18 protein-coding genes are annotated in these 16,409 nt (G+C 68.8%); 12 read left to right on the forward strand and 6 right to left on the reverse strand.

The window, feature by feature from the left end; all coding sequences use genetic code 11:
* Positions 1–18 precede the first annotated feature (18 nt).
* Positions 19–1,653: a carboxyltransferase domain-containing protein gene (locus ACP699_RS13580; RefSeq protein ID WP_426171801.1), complete on the forward strand. Its 1,635-nt coding sequence runs from the start codon at positions 19–21 to the stop codon at positions 1,651–1,653.
* A complete protein-coding gene (locus tag ACP699_RS13585; protein ID WP_426171803.1) occupies positions 1,650–3,389 on the forward strand; it encodes an acetyl/propionyl/methylcrotonyl-CoA carboxylase subunit alpha in 1,740 nt (579 codons plus the stop codon). The genes ACP699_RS13580 and ACP699_RS13585 overlap by 4 nt, the downstream gene beginning before the upstream one ends.
* Positions 3,390–3,487: 98 nt before the next feature.
* Here the strand turns inward: ACP699_RS13585 and ACP699_RS13590 are convergent, their stop codons facing one another.
* Both ACP699_RS13590 and ACP699_RS13595 read right to left on the reverse strand, forming a co-directional pair.
* On the reverse strand, positions 3,488–4,843 hold the full coding sequence (locus ACP699_RS13590) for a uracil-xanthine permease family protein (RefSeq protein ID WP_302794464.1): 1,356 nt from the start codon (positions 4,841–4,843) through the stop codon (positions 3,488–3,490).
* A gap of 253 nt (positions 4,844–5,096) precedes the next feature.
* Positions 5,097–5,975: a phosphoribosylaminoimidazolesuccinocarboxamide synthase gene (locus ACP699_RS13595; protein WP_426171805.1), complete on the reverse strand. Its 879-nt coding sequence runs from the start codon at positions 5,973–5,975 to the stop codon at positions 5,097–5,099.
* A 75-nt stretch (positions 5,976–6,050) separates the two neighbouring features.
* Here ACP699_RS13595 and ACP699_RS13600 point away from each other — a divergent pair, with 75 nt between their 5' ends.
* The 8 genes from ACP699_RS13600 (at position 6,051) to ACP699_RS13635 (ending at position 12,285) form a co-directional block, all read left to right on the forward strand.
* A complete protein-coding gene (locus ACP699_RS13600) occupies positions 6,051–6,599 on the forward strand; it encodes a GNAT family N-acetyltransferase (protein ID WP_426171807.1) in 549 nt (182 codons plus the stop codon).
* A gap of 73 nt (positions 6,600–6,672) precedes the next feature.
* On the forward strand, positions 6,673–7,299 hold the full coding sequence (locus ACP699_RS13605) for a PadR family transcriptional regulator (RefSeq protein ID WP_426171809.1): 627 nt from the start codon (positions 6,673–6,675) through the stop codon (positions 7,297–7,299).
* Entirely contained in the window at positions 7,296–8,867 is a 1,572-nt protein-coding gene (locus ACP699_RS13610) for an MFS transporter (protein ID WP_288969587.1), read from the forward strand. Before ACP699_RS13605 ends, ACP699_RS13610 begins: the two co-directional genes overlap by 4 nt.
* 110 nt (positions 8,868–8,977) lie before the next feature.
* Positions 8,978–9,214, forward strand: a complete 237-nt coding sequence (locus tag ACP699_RS13615; protein WP_055876512.1) for a DUF4160 domain-containing protein — start codon at positions 8,978–8,980, stop codon at positions 9,212–9,214.
* Positions 9,195–9,431, forward strand: a complete 237-nt coding sequence (locus ACP699_RS13620) for a DUF2442 domain-containing protein (RefSeq protein ID WP_426171811.1) — start codon at positions 9,195–9,197, stop codon at positions 9,429–9,431. Before ACP699_RS13615 ends, ACP699_RS13620 begins: the two co-directional genes overlap by 20 nt.
* A gap of 41 nt (positions 9,432–9,472) precedes the next feature.
* A complete protein-coding gene (locus tag ACP699_RS13625) occupies positions 9,473–10,027 on the forward strand; it encodes a GNAT family N-acetyltransferase (protein ID WP_055876516.1) in 555 nt (184 codons plus the stop codon).
* A 54-nt stretch (positions 10,028–10,081) separates the two neighbouring features.
* Positions 10,082–11,560, forward strand: a complete 1,479-nt coding sequence (locus tag ACP699_RS13630; protein ID WP_127481686.1) for an amino acid ABC transporter substrate-binding protein/permease — start codon at positions 10,082–10,084, stop codon at positions 11,558–11,560.
* A complete protein-coding gene (locus ACP699_RS13635; RefSeq protein ID WP_017831317.1) occupies positions 11,557–12,285 on the forward strand; it encodes an amino acid ABC transporter ATP-binding protein in 729 nt (242 codons plus the stop codon). The genes ACP699_RS13630 and ACP699_RS13635 overlap by 4 nt, the downstream gene beginning before the upstream one ends.
* 91 nt (positions 12,286–12,376) lie before the next feature.
* Here ACP699_RS13635 and purD read toward each other — a convergent pair whose 3' ends face one another.
* Both purD and ACP699_RS13645 read right to left on the reverse strand, forming a co-directional pair.
* Positions 12,377–13,654: a phosphoribosylamine--glycine ligase gene (gene purD, locus ACP699_RS13640; RefSeq protein ID WP_055869373.1), complete on the reverse strand. Its 1,278-nt coding sequence runs from the start codon at positions 13,652–13,654 to the stop codon at positions 12,377–12,379.
* 43 nt (positions 13,655–13,697) lie between these two features.
* A complete protein-coding gene (locus tag ACP699_RS13645) occupies positions 13,698–14,372 on the reverse strand; it encodes an NUDIX hydrolase (protein WP_426171815.1) in 675 nt (224 codons plus the stop codon).
* Between the two features lie 49 nt (positions 14,373–14,421).
* Here ACP699_RS13645 and ACP699_RS13650 point away from each other — a divergent pair, with 49 nt between their 5' ends.
* Complete coding sequence (locus ACP699_RS13650; RefSeq protein WP_426171817.1) at positions 14,422–14,790, forward strand: sterol carrier family protein; 369 nt, start codon at positions 14,422–14,424, stop codon at positions 14,788–14,790.
* Between the two features lie 78 nt (positions 14,791–14,868).
* Here the strand turns inward: ACP699_RS13650 and ACP699_RS13655 are convergent, their stop codons facing one another.
* Together ACP699_RS13655 and ACP699_RS13660 are read right to left on the reverse strand one after the other, a co-directional pair.
* A complete protein-coding gene (locus tag ACP699_RS13655) occupies positions 14,869–15,375 on the reverse strand; it encodes a hypothetical protein (protein WP_426171819.1) in 507 nt (168 codons plus the stop codon).
* A 144-nt stretch (positions 15,376–15,519) separates the two neighbouring features.
* A complete protein-coding gene (locus ACP699_RS13660; protein ID WP_055876529.1) occupies positions 15,520–15,888 on the reverse strand; it encodes a VOC family protein in 369 nt (122 codons plus the stop codon).
* Between the two features lie 63 nt (positions 15,889–15,951).
* On the opposite strand from ACP699_RS13660, the gene ACP699_RS13665 reads away from it, so the two are divergent.
* Positions 15,952–16,401 carry a MarR family winged helix-turn-helix transcriptional regulator gene (locus ACP699_RS13665; protein ID WP_426171821.1) on the forward strand — a complete coding sequence of 150 codons (450 nt, stop codon included), beginning with the start codon at positions 15,952–15,954 and terminating at the stop codon, positions 16,399–16,401.
* Positions 16,402–16,409 lie beyond the last annotated feature (8 nt).

The raw sequence follows: 16,409 nt of genomic DNA on the forward strand, positions 1-16,409 counted from the left end.
CACGGAGCACCTCGTCTGATGCGCATCCGCACGGCATCCGATCATGCTCTTCTCGTCGAGGCGTACGACCTCGACGAGGCGATGCGTCTGAACCTCGCCTGGGAGGGCATTCCCGGCATCGTCGAGCGCATCCCCGGCGCCCGCACCGTGCTCGTGCGCTTCGATCCGCTTCGCGTCTCGGCATCCGACCTTGCGACCGCGCTCGCCGCGACGCCGATCGACACCGCGCATCTGCCCGGCACGGGAGAGGTCGCGGTGCCCGTGCGGTACGACGGCGAAGACCTCGAGGAAGCGGCATCTCTGCTGGGCGTGACGGCGGAGGAACTCGTGAACCGGCACCTCGCTGCCCACTGGCGGGTCGCATTCTCCGGATTCGCCCCGGGCTTCGGATACGTCGTGAGCAGCGACCCCCTGTTCGATGTGCCCCGCCGTGCGTCTCCGCGCACCCGCGTGCCCGCCGGGTCGGTCGCGCTCGCGGGGGAGTTCACCGGGGTGTACCCGCGCGAGAGCCCCGGCGGATGGCAGCTCATCGGACGCACGGATGCCGCGATGTGGGACATCGACCGGGACCCGCCCGCCCTGCTGTCGCCGGGGACCGCCGTGCGGTTCGAACGTGTGCGGGACGAGGCTCGGCTGGACGCCGCTCGGCTGGACGTGGTGGGGCTGGACGCTGCTCGGCTGGACCGAACCGGAGGCTCTCCGGAGCCCGCCCGGCGAGCCGCGCCGCAACCCACTCCAGCCGATGCGGAGGGCGCGGGTCGCGGCGCGGAGGCGGCCGTCGAGGTCGTCCGTGCGTCGCTGCAGCTGCTGGTGCAGGATGCCGGGCGCTCGGGCTATGCCGCGCTCGGGGTCTCGGCATCCGGGGTGGCGGACCGCCGGGCGATGCGCGACGCGAACCGCGCAGTGGGCAATACGGCCCGGGCTGCGGTTCTCGAGAGCGTCGGGGGTGTCGTGCTGCGGTTCCGCGGAGCCGGTGTCGCCGCCGTCACAGGGGCTTCCGGCGCGCTCACGCTGGAAGAGGCCGGAGGAGGCGTTCGTCCTGTCACGCACGGCGAGCCCTTCGCCACCGTCGACGGCGACGAACTGACGCTCGGTCACCCCGAGCGCGGGCTGCGCTACGTCATCGCGGTCCGCGGTGGAGTGGATGCGGCCCCGGCCCTCGGCAGTCGCGCCGCCGACACCCTCGCCGGACTCGGGCCCCTCGCACTGACAGCGGGCACGGTGCTCCCCATCGGCGACGCCGGCCGGCACGCCGTCGACCCGTCCGTCGTTGCGCGCGAGCTCCCCGCCCCCGGGGATCTCGTCGACCTGGAGATCACCCTCGGCCCGCGCGACGACTGGTTCACGACCGCAGCGGTCGACACCCTCACCGGTCAGGAATGGACCGTCACGCCGCGTTCCGACCGCGTCGGCATCCGACTGCAGGGCCAGGTGCCGCTCGAGCGCGCCCTCGGAGGAGAGCTCCCGAGCGAGGGCGCCGTCACCGGCGCGATCCAGGTGCCGCCCGACGGACAGCCGGTCCTGTTCCTGCCCGACCATCCGCTCACCGGCGGATACCCCATCATCGGAGCGCTCACGGATCGCAGTCTCGACCTCGCAGGTCAGCTGGCTCCGGGAGTGCGCCTCCGCTTCACCGTCAAGGAGTCCTCATGACCACCGTGTCGACCGTGCCGACCACGCAGCGGGTCCTGATCGCGAATCGCGGGGAGATCGCGGTGCGCGTCATCCGCGCCTGCGCCGAAGCCGGGTACGCATCCGTCGCGGTCTATGCGGATCAGGATGCCGACGCCCTGCATGTGCGTCTGGCCGACGAGGCCGTGGGACTGGGTGGTGTCACTGCCGCCGACACGTACCTCTCCATCGATGCGCTGCTCGCCGCCGCACGGAAGTCCGGGGCGACCGCCGTGCACCCCGGATACGGATTCCTCTCGGAGAGCGCTGCGTTCGCGCGGGCCGTGGAGGAGGCGGGGCTGGTCTGGATCGGACCGACGCCGGCGAGCATCGACGCGCTCGGCGACAAGATGACCGCCCGCCGTATCGCTCAGCAGGTCGGAGCGCCGCTGGCTGCCGGCACCGATGAACCGCTGGCCGGGCCCGAGGAGGCCGTGGCGTTCGCCGAGCAGCACGGACTCCCCATCGCGATCAAGGCGGCATTCGGCGGTGGCGGTCGCGGGCTCAAGGTCGTGCGGGAGCTGTCGGAGGTCGCCGAGGCCTTCGACGCGGCCACCCGTGAGGCGGTCGCGGCGTTCGGCCGGGGGGAGTGCTTCGTCGAGCGCTTCCTCGAGAGCCCGCGACACATCGAGGTGCAGGTGCTCGGTGACGGGCTCGGCGGCGTCGTGGTCGTCGGCGATCGCGACTGCTCGATGCAGCGCCGAAATCAGAAGCTCATCGAGGAGGCGCCGGCTCCCGGCCTTTCCGTCGAGCAGCGCACACGGTTCCACGATGCGGCGCGGTCGATCTGCGGTGAGGTGAGGTATCGCGGGGCGGGCACGGTGGAGTTCCTGCTTGCGGCCGACGGCACCATCTCGTTCCTCGAGGTCAACACCCGGCTCCAGGTGGAGCATCCGGTCACCGAGGAGGTCACCGGAACCGACCTCGTGCGCGAGCAGTTCCGCATCGCGTTCGGGGAAGGCCCGTCGATCGTCGAGACACCGAACCCGGTCGGGCATGCCTTCGAGTTCCGGATCAACGCCGAAGACCCCGGCCGCGGTTTTCTGCCGAGCCCCGGTCGCGTCGAGCGGCTGCGGATCCCCGGTGGTCCTGGTGTGCGCTGGGACAGCGGCATCGAAGAGGGGGATGTCGTGCAGCCGGCGTTCGACTCGATGATCGCCAAGCTCATCGTGCACGCCGAGTCCCGCGACGCTGCCATCGTGCGCGCGCGGAGGGCTCTGCGCGAGCTCACCGTCGAAGGCCCGGCGACGGTGATCCCGTTCGATGTGATGGCGCTCGACGACGAGGCGTTCGCCACGGAGTCCTTCGCGGTGCACACGCAGTGGATCGAGAGCGCTCTGCTGCCGAAGCTGGAGACGCAGGCGCGGCCTGCAGTCGTGCCGGAGGCCGCTCTGCAGCGCTTCCCGGTCGAGATCGACGGACGACGGGTCGTGCTCGGACTGCCCGCCGCGCTGCTGGCCGGATTCGGTCGGCCGGCCGATCCTGCGACGGAGACGCCCACGGCCGATCCGGCAGAACTGCGCTCGCCGGTTCCGGGCACGCTCGTGCGGTGGCTCGTCGACGACGGAGCCGATGTGGGCGAGGGCGACCCGGTCGCGGTCCTCGACGCCATGAAGATGGAGACCACGGTCGCCGCCCACCGGGCCGGGATCCTGTCGCAGCGTGCAGAGCTCGCAGCGATGGTTTCCGCTGACGCCGTTCTCGCCCTCATCTCCTGAGCAGCCAGTCCTGCTCCGGTCGCACTTTCTGTCGTCTTAGAGGCCCGAGAGCGGCAGAAAGTGCGACCGGAGTGCGACCGGAGTATGCGCGGGAGTGATCAGGCGGGGTCTCCGCCGAGCGGGCCGACGGCTTCGAGCGGCTTCGGGTCGTCGGCACCCGTCTTGCGCAGGCGGGCGATCAGGTTGCCCAGGTGGTAGATCAGGAGTGCCGCCACCGTGCCGATGACGATGCCGCCAAAGGAGAAGTCGCCGAGTTGCATGGAGAAGCCAGCGATGCCGATGACGAGCGAGACCGCAGCCGTGTACTGGTTGACGGGGCGAGAGAAGTCGACGCGGCTGTCGACCCAGATCTTGATGCCGATGATGCCGATGAGGCCGTAGAGTGCGGTGGTGGCGCCTCCGAGCACGCCGGCGGGGATCGAGTTGAACACCTCGCCCACCTTCGGGGAGAAGGCGAGAAGGATGGCGAACAGACCAGCGACCCAATACACGGCCGTCGAATAGACGCGGGTTGCCGCCATGACGCCGATGTTCTCACCGTAGGTCGTCGTGCCAGAGCCACCGAAGCCACCGGCGATCGTCGTGGCGACACCGTCGGCGATCAACGCGCGACCGGTGTGCTTGTTGATGGAGGAGTCCTCGGTCATGGTCGCGACACCGCGCACATGTCCGACGTTCTCGGCGATCAGCACGAGCACGACGGGCAGGAACATCGCGATGGTCGACCAGGTGTTCGGCTCGACGAAGTCGGGGAACTGGAACTGCGGCAGACCGACCCACGGTGCCTCGGAGATCAGCTCGGCCGGGGTCTTTCCGTCCCGCAGCGCATTGGGAACGTCGAACGATCCCGTGAAGGCGGCGTAGAGGAAACCGACCGCGACGCCGAGGAAGATCGAGATGCGCCCGAGGAATCCACGGAACAGCACGGCGAACAGGACGATCGCGACGAGCGTGATGGTGGCCGTGACCGGGTCGATCTGGAAGTTGTTCCATGCGGTCGGCGCGAGGTTGAAGCCGATCAGCGCGACGATCGCGCCGGCGACCACGGGGGGCATCAGGGCATCGACCCAACGAAGCCCGGCGAACTGCACGACGAGTCCGACGACCACCAGGAGGAGACCGACCGCGACCACGCCGGCGAGGGCGGAGCCGGTGCCGCCCGCAGCGACGGCCGCCGTGATCGGTGCGATGAACGCGAACGACGAACCGAGGTAGCTGGGGAGCTGGTTCTTCGTGATGAGCAGGAAGATGATCGTGCCGAGGCCGCTGAAGAGCAGCGTGGTCGAAACGGGGAAGCCCGTCAGCGTCGGCACCAGGAACGTGGCGCCGAACATGGCCACGACATGCTGGAGCCCGATCGCGATCGTGGCGGGCCAGTTCAGACGCTCATCGGGACGGACGACGGCGCCGGGCTCGACCGTGCGGCCGTTTCCGTGCAGCTTCCACAGGGCCATGCGGGCTCCTCAAGGTTCGGGGGATGGCAGGAGTGCCGGAGCAACACTACCGATTCCTGAGTTTCCCCTGAACGCTCACCCCTCTCACACCTGCAGGTGTGAGCGACGGATGCATGAGGGTCCCGCGGCCGAGAGTCATGCATCCGCCCGATCGTCATGCATCCGTGCGGAGGTCGGACCCCGGAGATCGGGATCCGGAGATCGGGACCCGGAGATCGGGACCCGGAGATCGGGACCCGGCGATCGGGAGCGCTCAGGCGCCGAGGCGCTCGATCAGCTCGCGGTAGCGGTCGGCGGTGCGTGCGACGATATCTTCCGGAAGCAAAGGCGGCTCGCCCTGCTGGTCCCAGTTCGCGGCCATCCAGTCGCGCACGATCTGCTTGTCGAAGCTCGCCATCCGCTCGTTCGGCGTCGTGCCGGTGCGCCAGGCCTCCGCATCCCAGTACCGCGAGGAGTCGCTCGTGAGCACCTCGTCGGCCAGGCGCAGGGTACCGTCGGCATCCGTCCCGAACTCGAACTTGGTGTCGGCGAGGATCAGGCCCTTCTCCTCGGCGATCGCCGCCGCGCGGGCGTAGATCGCGAGGGAGGTGTCGCGCAGTTCGGCCGCGCGCGCGGCGCCGACCAACTCGACGGCGCGCTCGAACGTGATGTTCTCATCGTGCTCGCCCATCGGTGCCTTGTAGGCCGGGGTGAACAGCGGCTCCGGCAGGCGGTCGCCGTTCTGCAGGCCGGCGGGCAGCGGAATGCCGCAGACGGTGCCGCTCTCCTGGTACTCGACCCAGCCCGACCCCGTGATGTAGCCGCGCACGACGCATTCGATCGGCAGCATCTCGAGCGACTGCGCGAGCATCGCCCGATCGGCGACCGCATCCGGGAGCTCGCCCTCGGCGATGTGGTTGGGGAAATCGGAGAGCTGTGCGAACCACCAGCGGCTCAGTCGCGTCAGCAGGGCACCCTTTTCGGTGATGCCGGGGGAGAGCACGAAGTCGAAGGCGCTCACGCGGTCGGAGGCCACGACGAGGATGCGCGTGTCCGCCGGATCCTCCGAGGCGTACAGGTCGCGGACCTTGCCCGAGTAGATGTGTCGCCAGCCGGGAATGCTCTGTGCCGTGCCTTCTGAAGGTGTGCTCACCCGCCCATTATCCCGGTTCCCGCGGTCACCGAATGCCGTGGTCCCGGTGTCAGAGGGGCGATCTAGCCTGGTGGCATGACGGACGACATCCTCACGCCGCGTCTTCGACTCTCGCGTCCGGTCGAGGGCGATCTCGACGCGCTGTTCGCGATCTCCGCCGATCCGCGGGTGTGGACGCACTATCCGTCGCTTCGGCACCAGCGACCGGAAGACACTCTTGCGGGCATGGCGCGCTGGGAGGCGAGCTGGGCCCGCGCCGGGTTGGGATCGTGGGTGGTCCGGGTGCGTTCCACGGGTGAGGTGATCGGCAACGGCGGGTGCACGCTCCTCGGCGACGCGGTCTGGAACCTCGGGTACCGGCTGTCGGCCGATCATCACGGGAACGGGTACGCCACCGAACTCGCGTTCGCCGCTGTCGAGCAGGCGCGCGCGGTCGATCCCGACCGCCCCGTGATCGCCTATCTCGTCGAGCACAACCATGCGTCGGCGAAGGTCGCCGAGAAGGTCGGCCTCGAACTCGTCCACAGGGCACCGGATGCGGGCAACCCCGATCCGTCTGTCTGGCGCCTCGTCTACGCAGACCGTCCGCTCGATCCGGCCCAACTCACAGCCGTGTCGCTGTAGAGAAGGCGGATCGCAGCTGTTCGCTCCGCCGAAAGAGGCGTATAGTCCACATGGACTATTTGAGGTGAGGGGCATGGCGAGGGACGCTGTCGATCGGCTCACCCCCATGGGGGTGATGGTGCTCGCGCTGCTGCGCGAGGGCGACATGCACCCCTATGAGATGGTGCGTCTCATGCGCGCCCGTCACGACGACCGCCTGCTCACGATCACCAACGGGACGCTGTACCACACGGTCTCCCGACTGCACCGCGCGGGTCTGATCGACGAGCTGGGCATCGACCGCGAGGGCAACCGCCCGGAGCGCACCACCTACGCCCTGACGGATGCCGGACGCGAAGCGGTCATGACGTGGGTGCAGCGCGAGCTGCCCCGCATCGATCGCCCTGCGGACTTCCGTATCGCGCTCGCCGAGGCGCACAACCTCGAGCGACCGGAGGTCATCGACCTCCTGAGGGCGAGGCGCCTCGCCCTCGTCGAGGATCACGCGAGGCACCGCGACGGTCTCCACACGGCCCGGGAGAAGAGCGTTCCCGAGCAGGTGCTCGTCGAGATCGAACGCCAGGAGGCTCTGCTGGCCGCCGAGCTCGGCTGGCTCGACTCCCTCCTCGACCGCCTCGAGACCCGAGTCCTGCCGTGGGGTCCCTCGGCATTCCAGAACTCAGACCGCTACCGCGCTCAGCGAAAGGCCGCACAGCAATGACAGATACCCCTCGTGACGGAGACCGCCCGCCGGCGTCCGCGCCCTCGACCTCCGGTCCGTCGACCGGCACCTACTCCGCGGGGCACAAGCCCACGAGCCCGTGGCCTGCCCTCTGGGCGCTGGTCATCGGCTTCTTCATGATCCTCGTCGACACCACGATCGTGTCGGTCGCGAACCCGGCGATCAAGGCGGCGCTCGACCCGAACACGAACAACCTGGACAACGTCGTGTGGGTCACGAGCGCCTACCTGCTCGCCTACGCCGTGCCGCTGCTGATCACCGGACGCCTGGGTGACCGGTTCGGCCCGAAGAACATCTACCTGATCGGTCTCGCGGTCTTCACTCTCGCCTCGCTGTGGTGCGGACTGTCGACGACCCTCGAAGGTCTGATCGTCGCTCGCGCCGTGCAGGGCCTCGGTGCCGCGTTCATGACTCCGCAGACCATGGCCGTGATCACCCGCACGTTCCCGCCGGACCGCCGCGGCGCCGCGATGGGCCTCTGGGGCGCCACTGCCGGTGTCGCCACCCTCGTCGGCCCGCTCGTCGGCGGCCTGCTCGTGGACGGGTTCGGCTGGGAGTGGATCTTCTTCGTGAACATCCCGGTCGGCATCGTCGCCTTCGTGCTCGCCTGGCGCCTGGTCCCGAAGCTGGCGACTCACCCGCACCGCTTCGACGTCGTGGGCGTGGTGCTGAGCGCTGTGGCCCTCTTCCTCATCGTGTTCGGTCTCCAAGAGGGGGAGAAGTACGACTGGGGTGTGATCTGGGGTCCGATCTCCGTGTGGAGCCTGATCATCGTGGGACTCGTGGTGCTCGGACTGTTCATCCTGCAGCAGGCCAAGACCCGCAGCGAGCCCCTGGTTCCCCTCGAACTGTTCCGCGACCGCAACTTCTCGGGAGCGAACGTGGCGATCGCCGCGGTCGGCTTCACGGTGACGAGCATGTCGCTGCCGATGATGTTCTTCCTCCAGACCGCGCGGGGTCTCACCCCCACCGAGGCTGCGCTGCTGCTGATCCCGATGGCCGTGCTCTCGGGCGTTCTCGCTCCGGTCGCGGGGAAGCTGCTCGACCGCGTGGATCCGCGCATCATCCTGATCCCGGGGCTGCTCTGCGTCGCCGGGGCACTCATCTGGTACTCGGCTCTGATCAATATGGACACCGCGATCTGGATGTTCCTGCTGCCCTCCGCGCTGATGGGCGTCGGCAACGCCGGAATGTGGGGTCCGCTCGCCACGACCGCGACGCGCAAGCTCCCACCGCGCCAGGCGGGTGCAGGTGCCGGCATCTACAACACCACCAGGACCATCGGTTCAGTCATCGGCTCGGCCTCCATCGCCGCGTTCATGCAGTCCCGGCTCGAGGCGAACCTTCCGGGTCTCGCCGATTCGCCGGCGGGTGGCTCCACCGGAGGGACGCTGCCGCCCCAGGTGGCCGAAGGCTTCGCCGCAGGAATGTCGCAGGCGATCCTGCTGCCGGCGTGCGTGATGGTGGTCGCCCTCATCGCCTCGCTGTTCCTCGGCCGCTATGACAAGACGGAGGCTGCGGCGCCCGTGGCTGCACGCGCCGAGTAGTCGACGACCCTCCCTCCACGATTGATCCCGAGAGGTGTGTATCCCGCACCTCTCGGGATCGTCTTCGTTCGCGCCCTGGAGAGGGAGGGCGATCACGTGACCGTCACCCCGTGCCTGCGGTCATGCGAGTGCGCGGGTACCGATTCTTCTTCTACAGCAACGAGGGATCGGAGCCCCCGCATGTGCACGTGGAGCGGGCGGAATTCACCGCGAAGTTCTGGCTGCGGCCAGTAGAATCGGCCGCGAAGACGAGATTCGACGACCGAGAGCTGCGACTGCTTCGTCGGTTGATCGAACACCGACGCGATCTGATCGAGGAGGCGTGGCATGAGCACTTCGGTGGATGACGCTGTCGCGGTCGGCGTCGTGATCGATGAGCGCGAACTTCACGTGCGGATGAAGGACGGACGCACGATCAGCGTTCCTCTCGACTGGTTCCCGCGACTAGCCGCTGCGAGCGTCGCGGAACATGCGGTCTGGCGCTTGATCGGCGTCGGGGAGGGCATCCACTGGCCTCAGCTCGATGAAGATGTCTCCATCGCCGATCTCCTCCGAGGTCGCTGACAGGTTTTGCGGTGGTCCGGCGAATGTGGTGTCATCGGGCGATGACGATCGCACTCTCACGACCGAGCATCGACCTCTTCGACTCCTGGGCCGCCGCGGTGGCCGAGTTCGAGGGCGGACACATCGACGGCGCGGGTATCGAGAAGGGTTTCGTCCCCGACCGGGCCGCTTTCGACGAGTTCGTCGAGCGCGCAGAGCTGTACGCCACACCCGGCGCGGTGCTCCCGGAGGGCCACGTGCCGTGCGACTACTACTGGATCACCGAGGGCGACCACGTCGTCGGCTTCCTCTCCTTCCGCCGCGAACTCAACGACCACCTCCGCCGCTTCGGCGGCCACATCGGCTACTCCGTGATCCCGACGAGGCGTCGCGAGGGGATCGTGCGCGAGGCTCTGCGCCTCATGCTGCGCGCCGCGAAGGCCGACGGCTACGACCGCGTGATGCTCACCTGCGACGACGACAACATCGGCTCCATCCGCACCATCGAGGGGGCCGGGGGCGAGCTCGAAGACGTGATCGATGCGCCGGAAGCCGGGCAGCCCCTGGTGCGGCGCTACTGGATCGACGTTTCGGGCACACGACTCGCCGCGAGCTAGGGTAGATCCTCGGCGGTCGTCCGGTCGCTGCTGTCGACCCGGGGAGCACACGTCGTGATCCGAAACCCATCCGCCGCGGTGAGCCGTCTGCGCCGCTCGGTGCGCACCGCAGGTGCTGCCGCGCTCGTCGCCTTCGTCGCCGTCGGAGCGCTCCTCGCCGGAGCCGCACCCGCCACCGCCGCGACCGACGGCGACAAGTACGTCATCGGTACGGACACGACGTTCGCGCCGTTCGAGTTCACCGATCAGGACGGCGACCTCGTCGGCATCGACATGGACCTGCTCCGTGCGATCGCGAAGGACCAGGGGTTCGAGGTCGAGATCCGCCAGCTCGGCTTCGACGCCGCCGTGCAGGCGCTGCAGTCGAACCAGGTCGACGCGGTCATGGCCGGTATGTCGATCACCGAGGAGCGGCAGAAGGCCTTCGACTTCAGCGAGCCGTACTTCACCAGTGGTGTCCAGCTCGGCGTGCTCGAAGCCAGCGACATCCAGTCGCTCGACGACCTGGACGGCAAGACCGTCGCCGTCAAGACCGGTACGCAGGGGCAGACCTTCGCCGACGAGAACAAGGACGAGTACGGCTTCCGGGTCACTCCGTACCAGGACACGACCGACATGGTCGATGCGGTCAAGGCCGGTCAGGCCGTCGGCTACTTCGAGGACTTCCCCGTGCTGGCCTACGGCATCCAGCAGGGGTCCGGCTTCCGCCTCATCGGTCAGCCGGAACTGGGCGGCGAGTATGGCTTCGCGGTCAACAAGGGCCAGCACCCCGAACTGATCGAGAAGTTCAACGCGGGACTCTCGAACCTGAAGGCGTCCGGCGAGTACGACACGATCGTCGACACGTATCTCTCCGGCGGCGAGAAGTCCACGCAGCCCACCGATATCATCTCGGTCGCGGTGCAGTACTGGCCCGCACTCATGGAGGGCCTCTGGCTCACGATCCTCGCGACGATCGTCGCCATCGTGGCCGCGTTCATCCTGGGGCTCGTCTTCGGCTTCGGTCGAGTCTCGAAGTTCGCTCCGTTCCGGTGGATCGCCACCGCCTACGTCTACGTCTTCCGCGGCACCCCGATCCTCATCCAGGCGTTCTTCGTGTTCTTCGCGATCCCGCAGCTGTTCCCCGGTCTCACGTTCAACCCGTTCGTCGCCGGTGCCATCACGCTCTCGCTCAACACGGGTGCGTACATGACGGAGATCATCCGCGGTGGCATCCAGGCCGTCGATCCCGGACAGAACGAGGCCTCGCGCTCGCTGGGTCTCGGACACTGGAAGACGATGCAGAAGGTCGTGCTCCCGCAGGCGTTCCGCATCATGATCCCCTCGTTCGTCAACCAGGGCATCATCACCCTCAAGGACACGTCGCTGATCAGCGTGATCGGCCTCGCGGAGCTGACGTTCGTCTCCCGTCAGATCATCGCCTCGACGTACCTGTCGGCCCAGGTGCTGACGATCGTCGCCATCATCTACTTCGTCGTGATCACGCTGCTGACGCTGCTCGCGAACCGCCTGGAGAGGACGTTCAACGCATGAGCAAGATCCTGGTGCAGGACCTGCACAAGTCGTTCGGTGACAACGAGGTGCTCAAGGGCATCAACCTGGCTGTGGAGGACGGCGAGGTCGTGGCGGTCATCGGGCCTTCGGGCTCGGGCAAGTCCACCCTGCTGCGCTGCCTCAACAAGCTCGAGGAGCCCACGTCGGGGCACGTCGTCATCGACGGCGTCGACCTGACCGACAAGAGCGTGAAGCTCGACGAGGTGCGTCAGCGCATCGGCATGGTGTTCCAGCACTTCAACCTGTTCCCGCACATGACCGTGCTCGAGAACATCACGCTCGCGCCGGTCGAGTGCGGGAAGATGACGAAGGCCGAGGCGCGCGAGCGGGCGCTGTCGCTCCTGGAGCGGGTCGGTCTCTCGGAGAAGGCGGATGCGAAGCCGGCGTCCCTTTCCGGCGGGCAGAAGCAGCGCGTGGCTATCGCCCGTGCGCTGGCGATGGACCCCGAGATCATGCTGTTCGACGAGGCCACGAGCGCGCTCGACCCGGAGATGGTCGGCGAGGTGCTGCAGGTCATCCGCGACCTGGCCTCCGGCGGTATGACCATGGTGCTGGTGACGCACGAGATGGGCTTCGCCCGCGAGGTCTCCGGCCGCACGGTCTTCATGGACGGCGGCGTCGTCGTCGAGGAGGCCCCGCCCGCAGAGCTCTTCGGCTCGCCCAAGAACGAGCGCCTGAAGGACTTCCTCTCGAAGGTCCTCTGAGGGGCGTCCGCTCCACGCACTCGCATCGACTTCCCGTGCACTCGCCGAGTGCACGGGAAGTCTGCGTAGGGAGGTCGTGCGCTCGCGGAGGCTACTCGGCGACGCGGGCGGCGATGTCGGTGCGGTAGTGCGATCCGTCGAGGCGGATGTGCGCGATCGCTTCGTAGGCCCGGTCGCGCGCAGTGCGGAAGTCGGAGGCGACGGCCACCACGTTCAGCACACGGCCACCCGTGGCGATGAGCGATCCACCGGGCGCATCCGGGCTCGCGGTCGCGGCGTGCACGAGGCGGACGCCTTCGACGGCGGCGGCGTCGGCGAGGCCCTCGATCGGCCGCCCGGTCTGCGGCGCCTCGGGGTAGCCCTCGCTGGCCAGCACGACCGTGATCGCCACCTCGTCGCTGAACACGGGCTCGGGCTGGTCCTCGAGGGTTCCGGATGCCGCGGCGAACAGCAGCTCCGACAGCGGGGTGACCAGCCGCGGCAGCACGATCTGCGTCTCGGGGTCGCCGAAACGCGCGTTGAACTCGATGACGCGCACACCTGCCGGGGTCAGGATCAGCCCCGCGTACAGCAGACCGATGAACGGCGTGCCCTCGGCGTCGAGCTGCCGGACCACGGGGAGCGCCACGTCGCGCGTGACCTCCTCGACGAAGGCCTGCTCGCTGCCGAACTGCTCGGCGAGCCAGGGCAGCGGCGAATAGGCGCCCATGCCACCCGTGTTGGGTCCGGCGTCGCCGTCGAGCGCACGCTTGAAGTCCTGCGCGGGGCTGAGCGCACGCACGGTGTCGCCATCGCTCAGGAAGAAGAGGGAGACCTCGGGGCCGGAGAGGAACTCCTCGATCAGCACCGGGCCGGCGGGAAGATACTGTTCGGCGTGCGCGAGGGCCTCGGCGCGGTCGGACGTGACGATGACGCCCTTGCCCGCAGCCAGACCGTCGGCCTTGACCACGTACGGGGCACCGAGTTCGTCGAACGCACTCTCGACCTCGGCGGTGGTGGCGGCGCGGACGGCGCGACCGGTGGGCACACCGGCGGCGTCCATGACCCGCTTCGCGAACGACTTCGAGCCCTCCAGCTGTGCGGCCGCCTTGCCGGGGCCGAACACGGGGATGCCGCGCACCCGCAGGGCATCGGCGACGCCGGCGACGAGGGGAGCCTCCGGGCCCACCACGACAAGGTCGATCGCGTGCTCGTGCGCGAATGCGGTGACCGCCCCGCCGTCGAGGGGATCGACCGAGACAGGGGTCGCATCCTGGGCGATGCCGGCGTTGCCGGGAGCGACGAAGATCTCGTGCTCCGTCTGCTCGGCCCGCAGGGCGAGGATGATCGCGTGCTCACGGGCACCGGAACCGAGGACGAGAATCTTCACCCGTCCAGACTACCGAGGGTGGCGCTCCGGATTTCGGTCCGGCTCAGAGCTCGACGCTCCGCTCCACGGTGGCGTCCCACGGCACGGTCCAACCGGCCGCGTCGAAGAGCGCGTCGAGCACCATCGCGGTGAAGCCCCAGACGATCGTGCCGTCGACGTCGAACGCCGGGCCGCGGAACGTGTGCCCCATCCGTGTGATGGTCGATGTGAACCGGGTCTCCGGGTCGAGCAGCTGCGCGACGGGCACGCGGAACACCTCGACCGTCTCGGCATGGTCGACCGCCACGACCCGCGAGGGCGACCTCCACCACGCCAGCACCGGCGTGACGAGATGGTTGCTCGCGGCGAGTGGGATCACGGGCAGCGTGGCCAGGATCTCGACGCCGGTCGGATCGAGCCCGGTCTCCTCCTCGGCCTCGCGCAGGGCCGTCGCGACGACATCGGCATCGCCCGGGTCCACGCGGCCGCCGGGGAAGGAGACCTGTCCGGGATGTGAGGAGAGCGTGGGCGCGCGCCGCTGCAGCAGCACGTCGAGGTCACGTGCGACGGCGGGGCCGGTGGTGGACGCGGGGATGCGATCGAGCACGCCGAACAAGATGAGCACGGCCGCATCGTGGGCGCTCTGCGGGTCGGCGAGTGGGGGGATGCGCACTCCCCACGAGTGGTCGGCGACGGCCGTGAGCAGCTCGGCGCGGGCGCCCTGGGGATGCATGCTCATGCGTCCGAGCTTAGAACTCGTCTCGCACGGTCGGTCGTAGTCTGGACTGATGGCCAGGAAGATCGACATCGCGGACGGGCGCACGGCGCTCGATGCGGTCCGCACCGCGGAGGCCGCGGGTGCGAAGCCGCAGCGCACCGACCTCGCCACCGCCGTGCGCTACCTGCTGCAGCTGCTCGACGAGAAGGCACCCGGCAACAGTGTCGAGGTGCGGGTGCCGCCGTTCGGTGCGGTCCAGGTCATCCAGGGTCCTCGACACACCCGTGGCACCCCGCCCAACGTCGTCGAGATGGATGCCGCGACCTGGATGGCCGTCTCCACCGGCGCGGAGCGATGGGCGGATGCCGCGTCCGGCGGACGCATCCACGCGTCCGGCACGCGTGCCGACCTGAGCGACGTCCTTCCCGTGCGTCCGTAGCGCGACCGTGGGGACAGGGTCGGCGGAGAGGGCGTCGGCCTTCTGACGGACTCGGGCGCGGTCGATCGACGGTGCGGGTCAGGCCCGCTTGGCGCGCGCGATCTCGTCGGTGACCTGCTGCACGTCGGCGGGGTCGGCATCCCGCGCGAGGGAGACGTAGTGGTCCATGACGGCCGGTCGGTATCGCACGGGCATGGTCTGCCCCGGTGCGAGCCGGGTGAGCGCGGTGATCGTGAGATCTTCGTCGGCGATACCGCGGAACGACGTGCCCTCGACCGTCTCCACATCGAGCATCAGCACGACGCGCGGGTTGCCGTCGCTGCTGACCTCGCGCCAATCGACGAGAACACCGAGCGCGAGCACCCCGTCGCGCAGTTCCGCCTTGCGCCTGCGTGCCTTCGCGCTCAGCAGCGGGTTCGGGGTGACCCCGGGGAAGGCGGGCCCGACGCCGAGCGATTCCCGACTCAGATCGGGCCTGAGTTGGTCCATCAGATCGCTGAGGCGCTGCCTCTTCTTCTTCGAACCGAACATCCTCGCCCTCCCTCGCGTCGGCGCCGGATTCTCGGCCTGGCGCGTCGCCGTCATCGTGATTGTATGTCGCCGACCGACACGGCTTCGCGCGATGGCTCGTCGTCGGGGTGATGCGCGAAGGGGCGGGGATCGCGCGCTCCGCACGTCTGCCGATCTCGGTGACCGACAGCCCCCTGCGGGCGGAGCATGGACGGTGGGTCAGGCGCGATCGTGGAGGGTGATCCGGTACCCGTCGGGGTCGGCGAAGGTGAAGGTCCGTCCGAAGGGTCCGTCGATCGGGTCCGCGACGATGGTGTGGCCATCGGCGAGGAGCGCGTCGTGGATGGCCTGCACGTCGGTGGCGTGGAGCCAGATCGCAGCGCCGATGCCGGGTTGGGCTACATCGGTGAAATCGGTGTCCGGTGCGACGTCACGGAGGGCGAACGCGATGGGTCTCGTCTCGAAGACGACGGCGTGAGGGGGACCGGCCGGAGAGCGGACGAGGCCGAGATAGTGTTCGTAGAACGCCTGCGAGGCGGCGAGATCGCGTGCCTGCAGGGAGATGAAATCGGGGCCGGTGACGGGCATGAGGGGAGTCCTTCGTTCCGTGTCAGTTTTCTGACATTGGTCAGCTTATGTCAGAATACTGACATGAGTCAAGACCGCGCCGGCATCGACCTCGACACCTCGTTGGGCTACCTGCTCAAGGAGGCGTCCAGTGCCCTGCGCGCGGCGATGGAAGAGGTCCTGCGCCCGCTCGGGATGACCATCACCCACTACTCCTGCCTCGAACTGCTCGCGCAACGGCCCGGCCTGTCGAATTCTGAGCTCGCACGCGGCGCCTTCGTCACGCGGCAGTCCATGAACGTGCTGCTCCAGGCGCTGGAACGGGACGGGTTCGTGACCAGACCGACGGAGGCTCCGGTCGGCAAAGCCCTCCCCGCCCGCCTCACCGATCGCGGTCGGGAGAGCCTCGCGACCGCGACTTCTGCCGTCCGCTCGGTCGAGGTCCGGATGCTGTCCGGCATGAGCGAGGACGAGCAGGCCGGAGCGCTGAAGATCCTCCGGAGCATGATCCGCTCGCTGCGCGAGGAGTCCTAGCCCGGCTC

Origin of the sequence: Microbacterium sp. DWRC1-3 (assembly GCF_049896645.1) — a bacterium.
Lineage (GTDB): Bacteria > Actinomycetota > Actinomycetes > Actinomycetales > Microbacteriaceae > Microbacterium > Microbacterium maritypicum.

Bases quoted from the DNA above. Each gene is read 5' to 3' on its own strand.
- ACP699_RS13580 (WP_426171801.1), top strand. From the start codon at position 19: ATGCGCATCCGCACGGCATCCGATCATGCTCTTCTCGTCGAGGCGTAC.
- ACP699_RS13585 (WP_426171803.1), top strand. From the start codon at position 1,650: ATGACCACCGTGTCGACCGTGCCGACCACGCAGCGGGTCCTGATCGCG.
- ACP699_RS13590 (WP_302794464.1), bottom strand. From the start codon at position 4,843: ATGGCCCTGTGGAAGCTGCACGGAAACGGCCGCACGGTCGAGCCCGGC.
- ACP699_RS13600 (WP_426171807.1), top strand. From the start codon at position 6,051: ATGACGGACGACATCCTCACGCCGCGTCTTCGACTCTCGCGTCCGGTC.
- ACP699_RS13605 (WP_426171809.1), top strand. From the start codon at position 6,673: ATGGCGAGGGACGCTGTCGATCGGCTCACCCCCATGGGGGTGATGGTG.
- ACP699_RS13610 (WP_288969587.1), top strand. From the start codon at position 7,296: ATGACAGATACCCCTCGTGACGGAGACCGCCCGCCGGCGTCCGCGCCC.
- ACP699_RS13620 (WP_426171811.1), top strand. From the start codon at position 9,195: ATGAGCACTTCGGTGGATGACGCTGTCGCGGTCGGCGTCGTGATCGAT.
- ACP699_RS13625 (WP_055876516.1), top strand. From the start codon at position 9,473: ATGACGATCGCACTCTCACGACCGAGCATCGACCTCTTCGACTCCTGG.
- ACP699_RS13635 (WP_017831317.1), top strand. From the start codon at position 11,557: ATGAGCAAGATCCTGGTGCAGGACCTGCACAAGTCGTTCGGTGACAAC.
- ACP699_RS13645 (WP_426171815.1), bottom strand. From the start codon at position 14,372: ATGAGCATGCATCCCCAGGGCGCCCGCGCCGAGCTGCTCACGGCCGTC.
- ACP699_RS13650 (WP_426171817.1), top strand. From the start codon at position 14,422: ATGGCCAGGAAGATCGACATCGCGGACGGGCGCACGGCGCTCGATGCG.
- ACP699_RS13655 (WP_426171819.1), bottom strand. From the start codon at position 15,375: ATGACGGCGACGCGCCAGGCCGAGAATCCGGCGCCGACGCGAGGGAGG.
- ACP699_RS13660 (WP_055876529.1), bottom strand. From the start codon at position 15,888: ATGCCCGTCACCGGCCCCGATTTCATCTCCCTGCAGGCACGCGATCTC.
- ACP699_RS13665 (WP_426171821.1), top strand. From the start codon at position 15,952: ATGAGTCAAGACCGCGCCGGCATCGACCTCGACACCTCGTTGGGCTAC.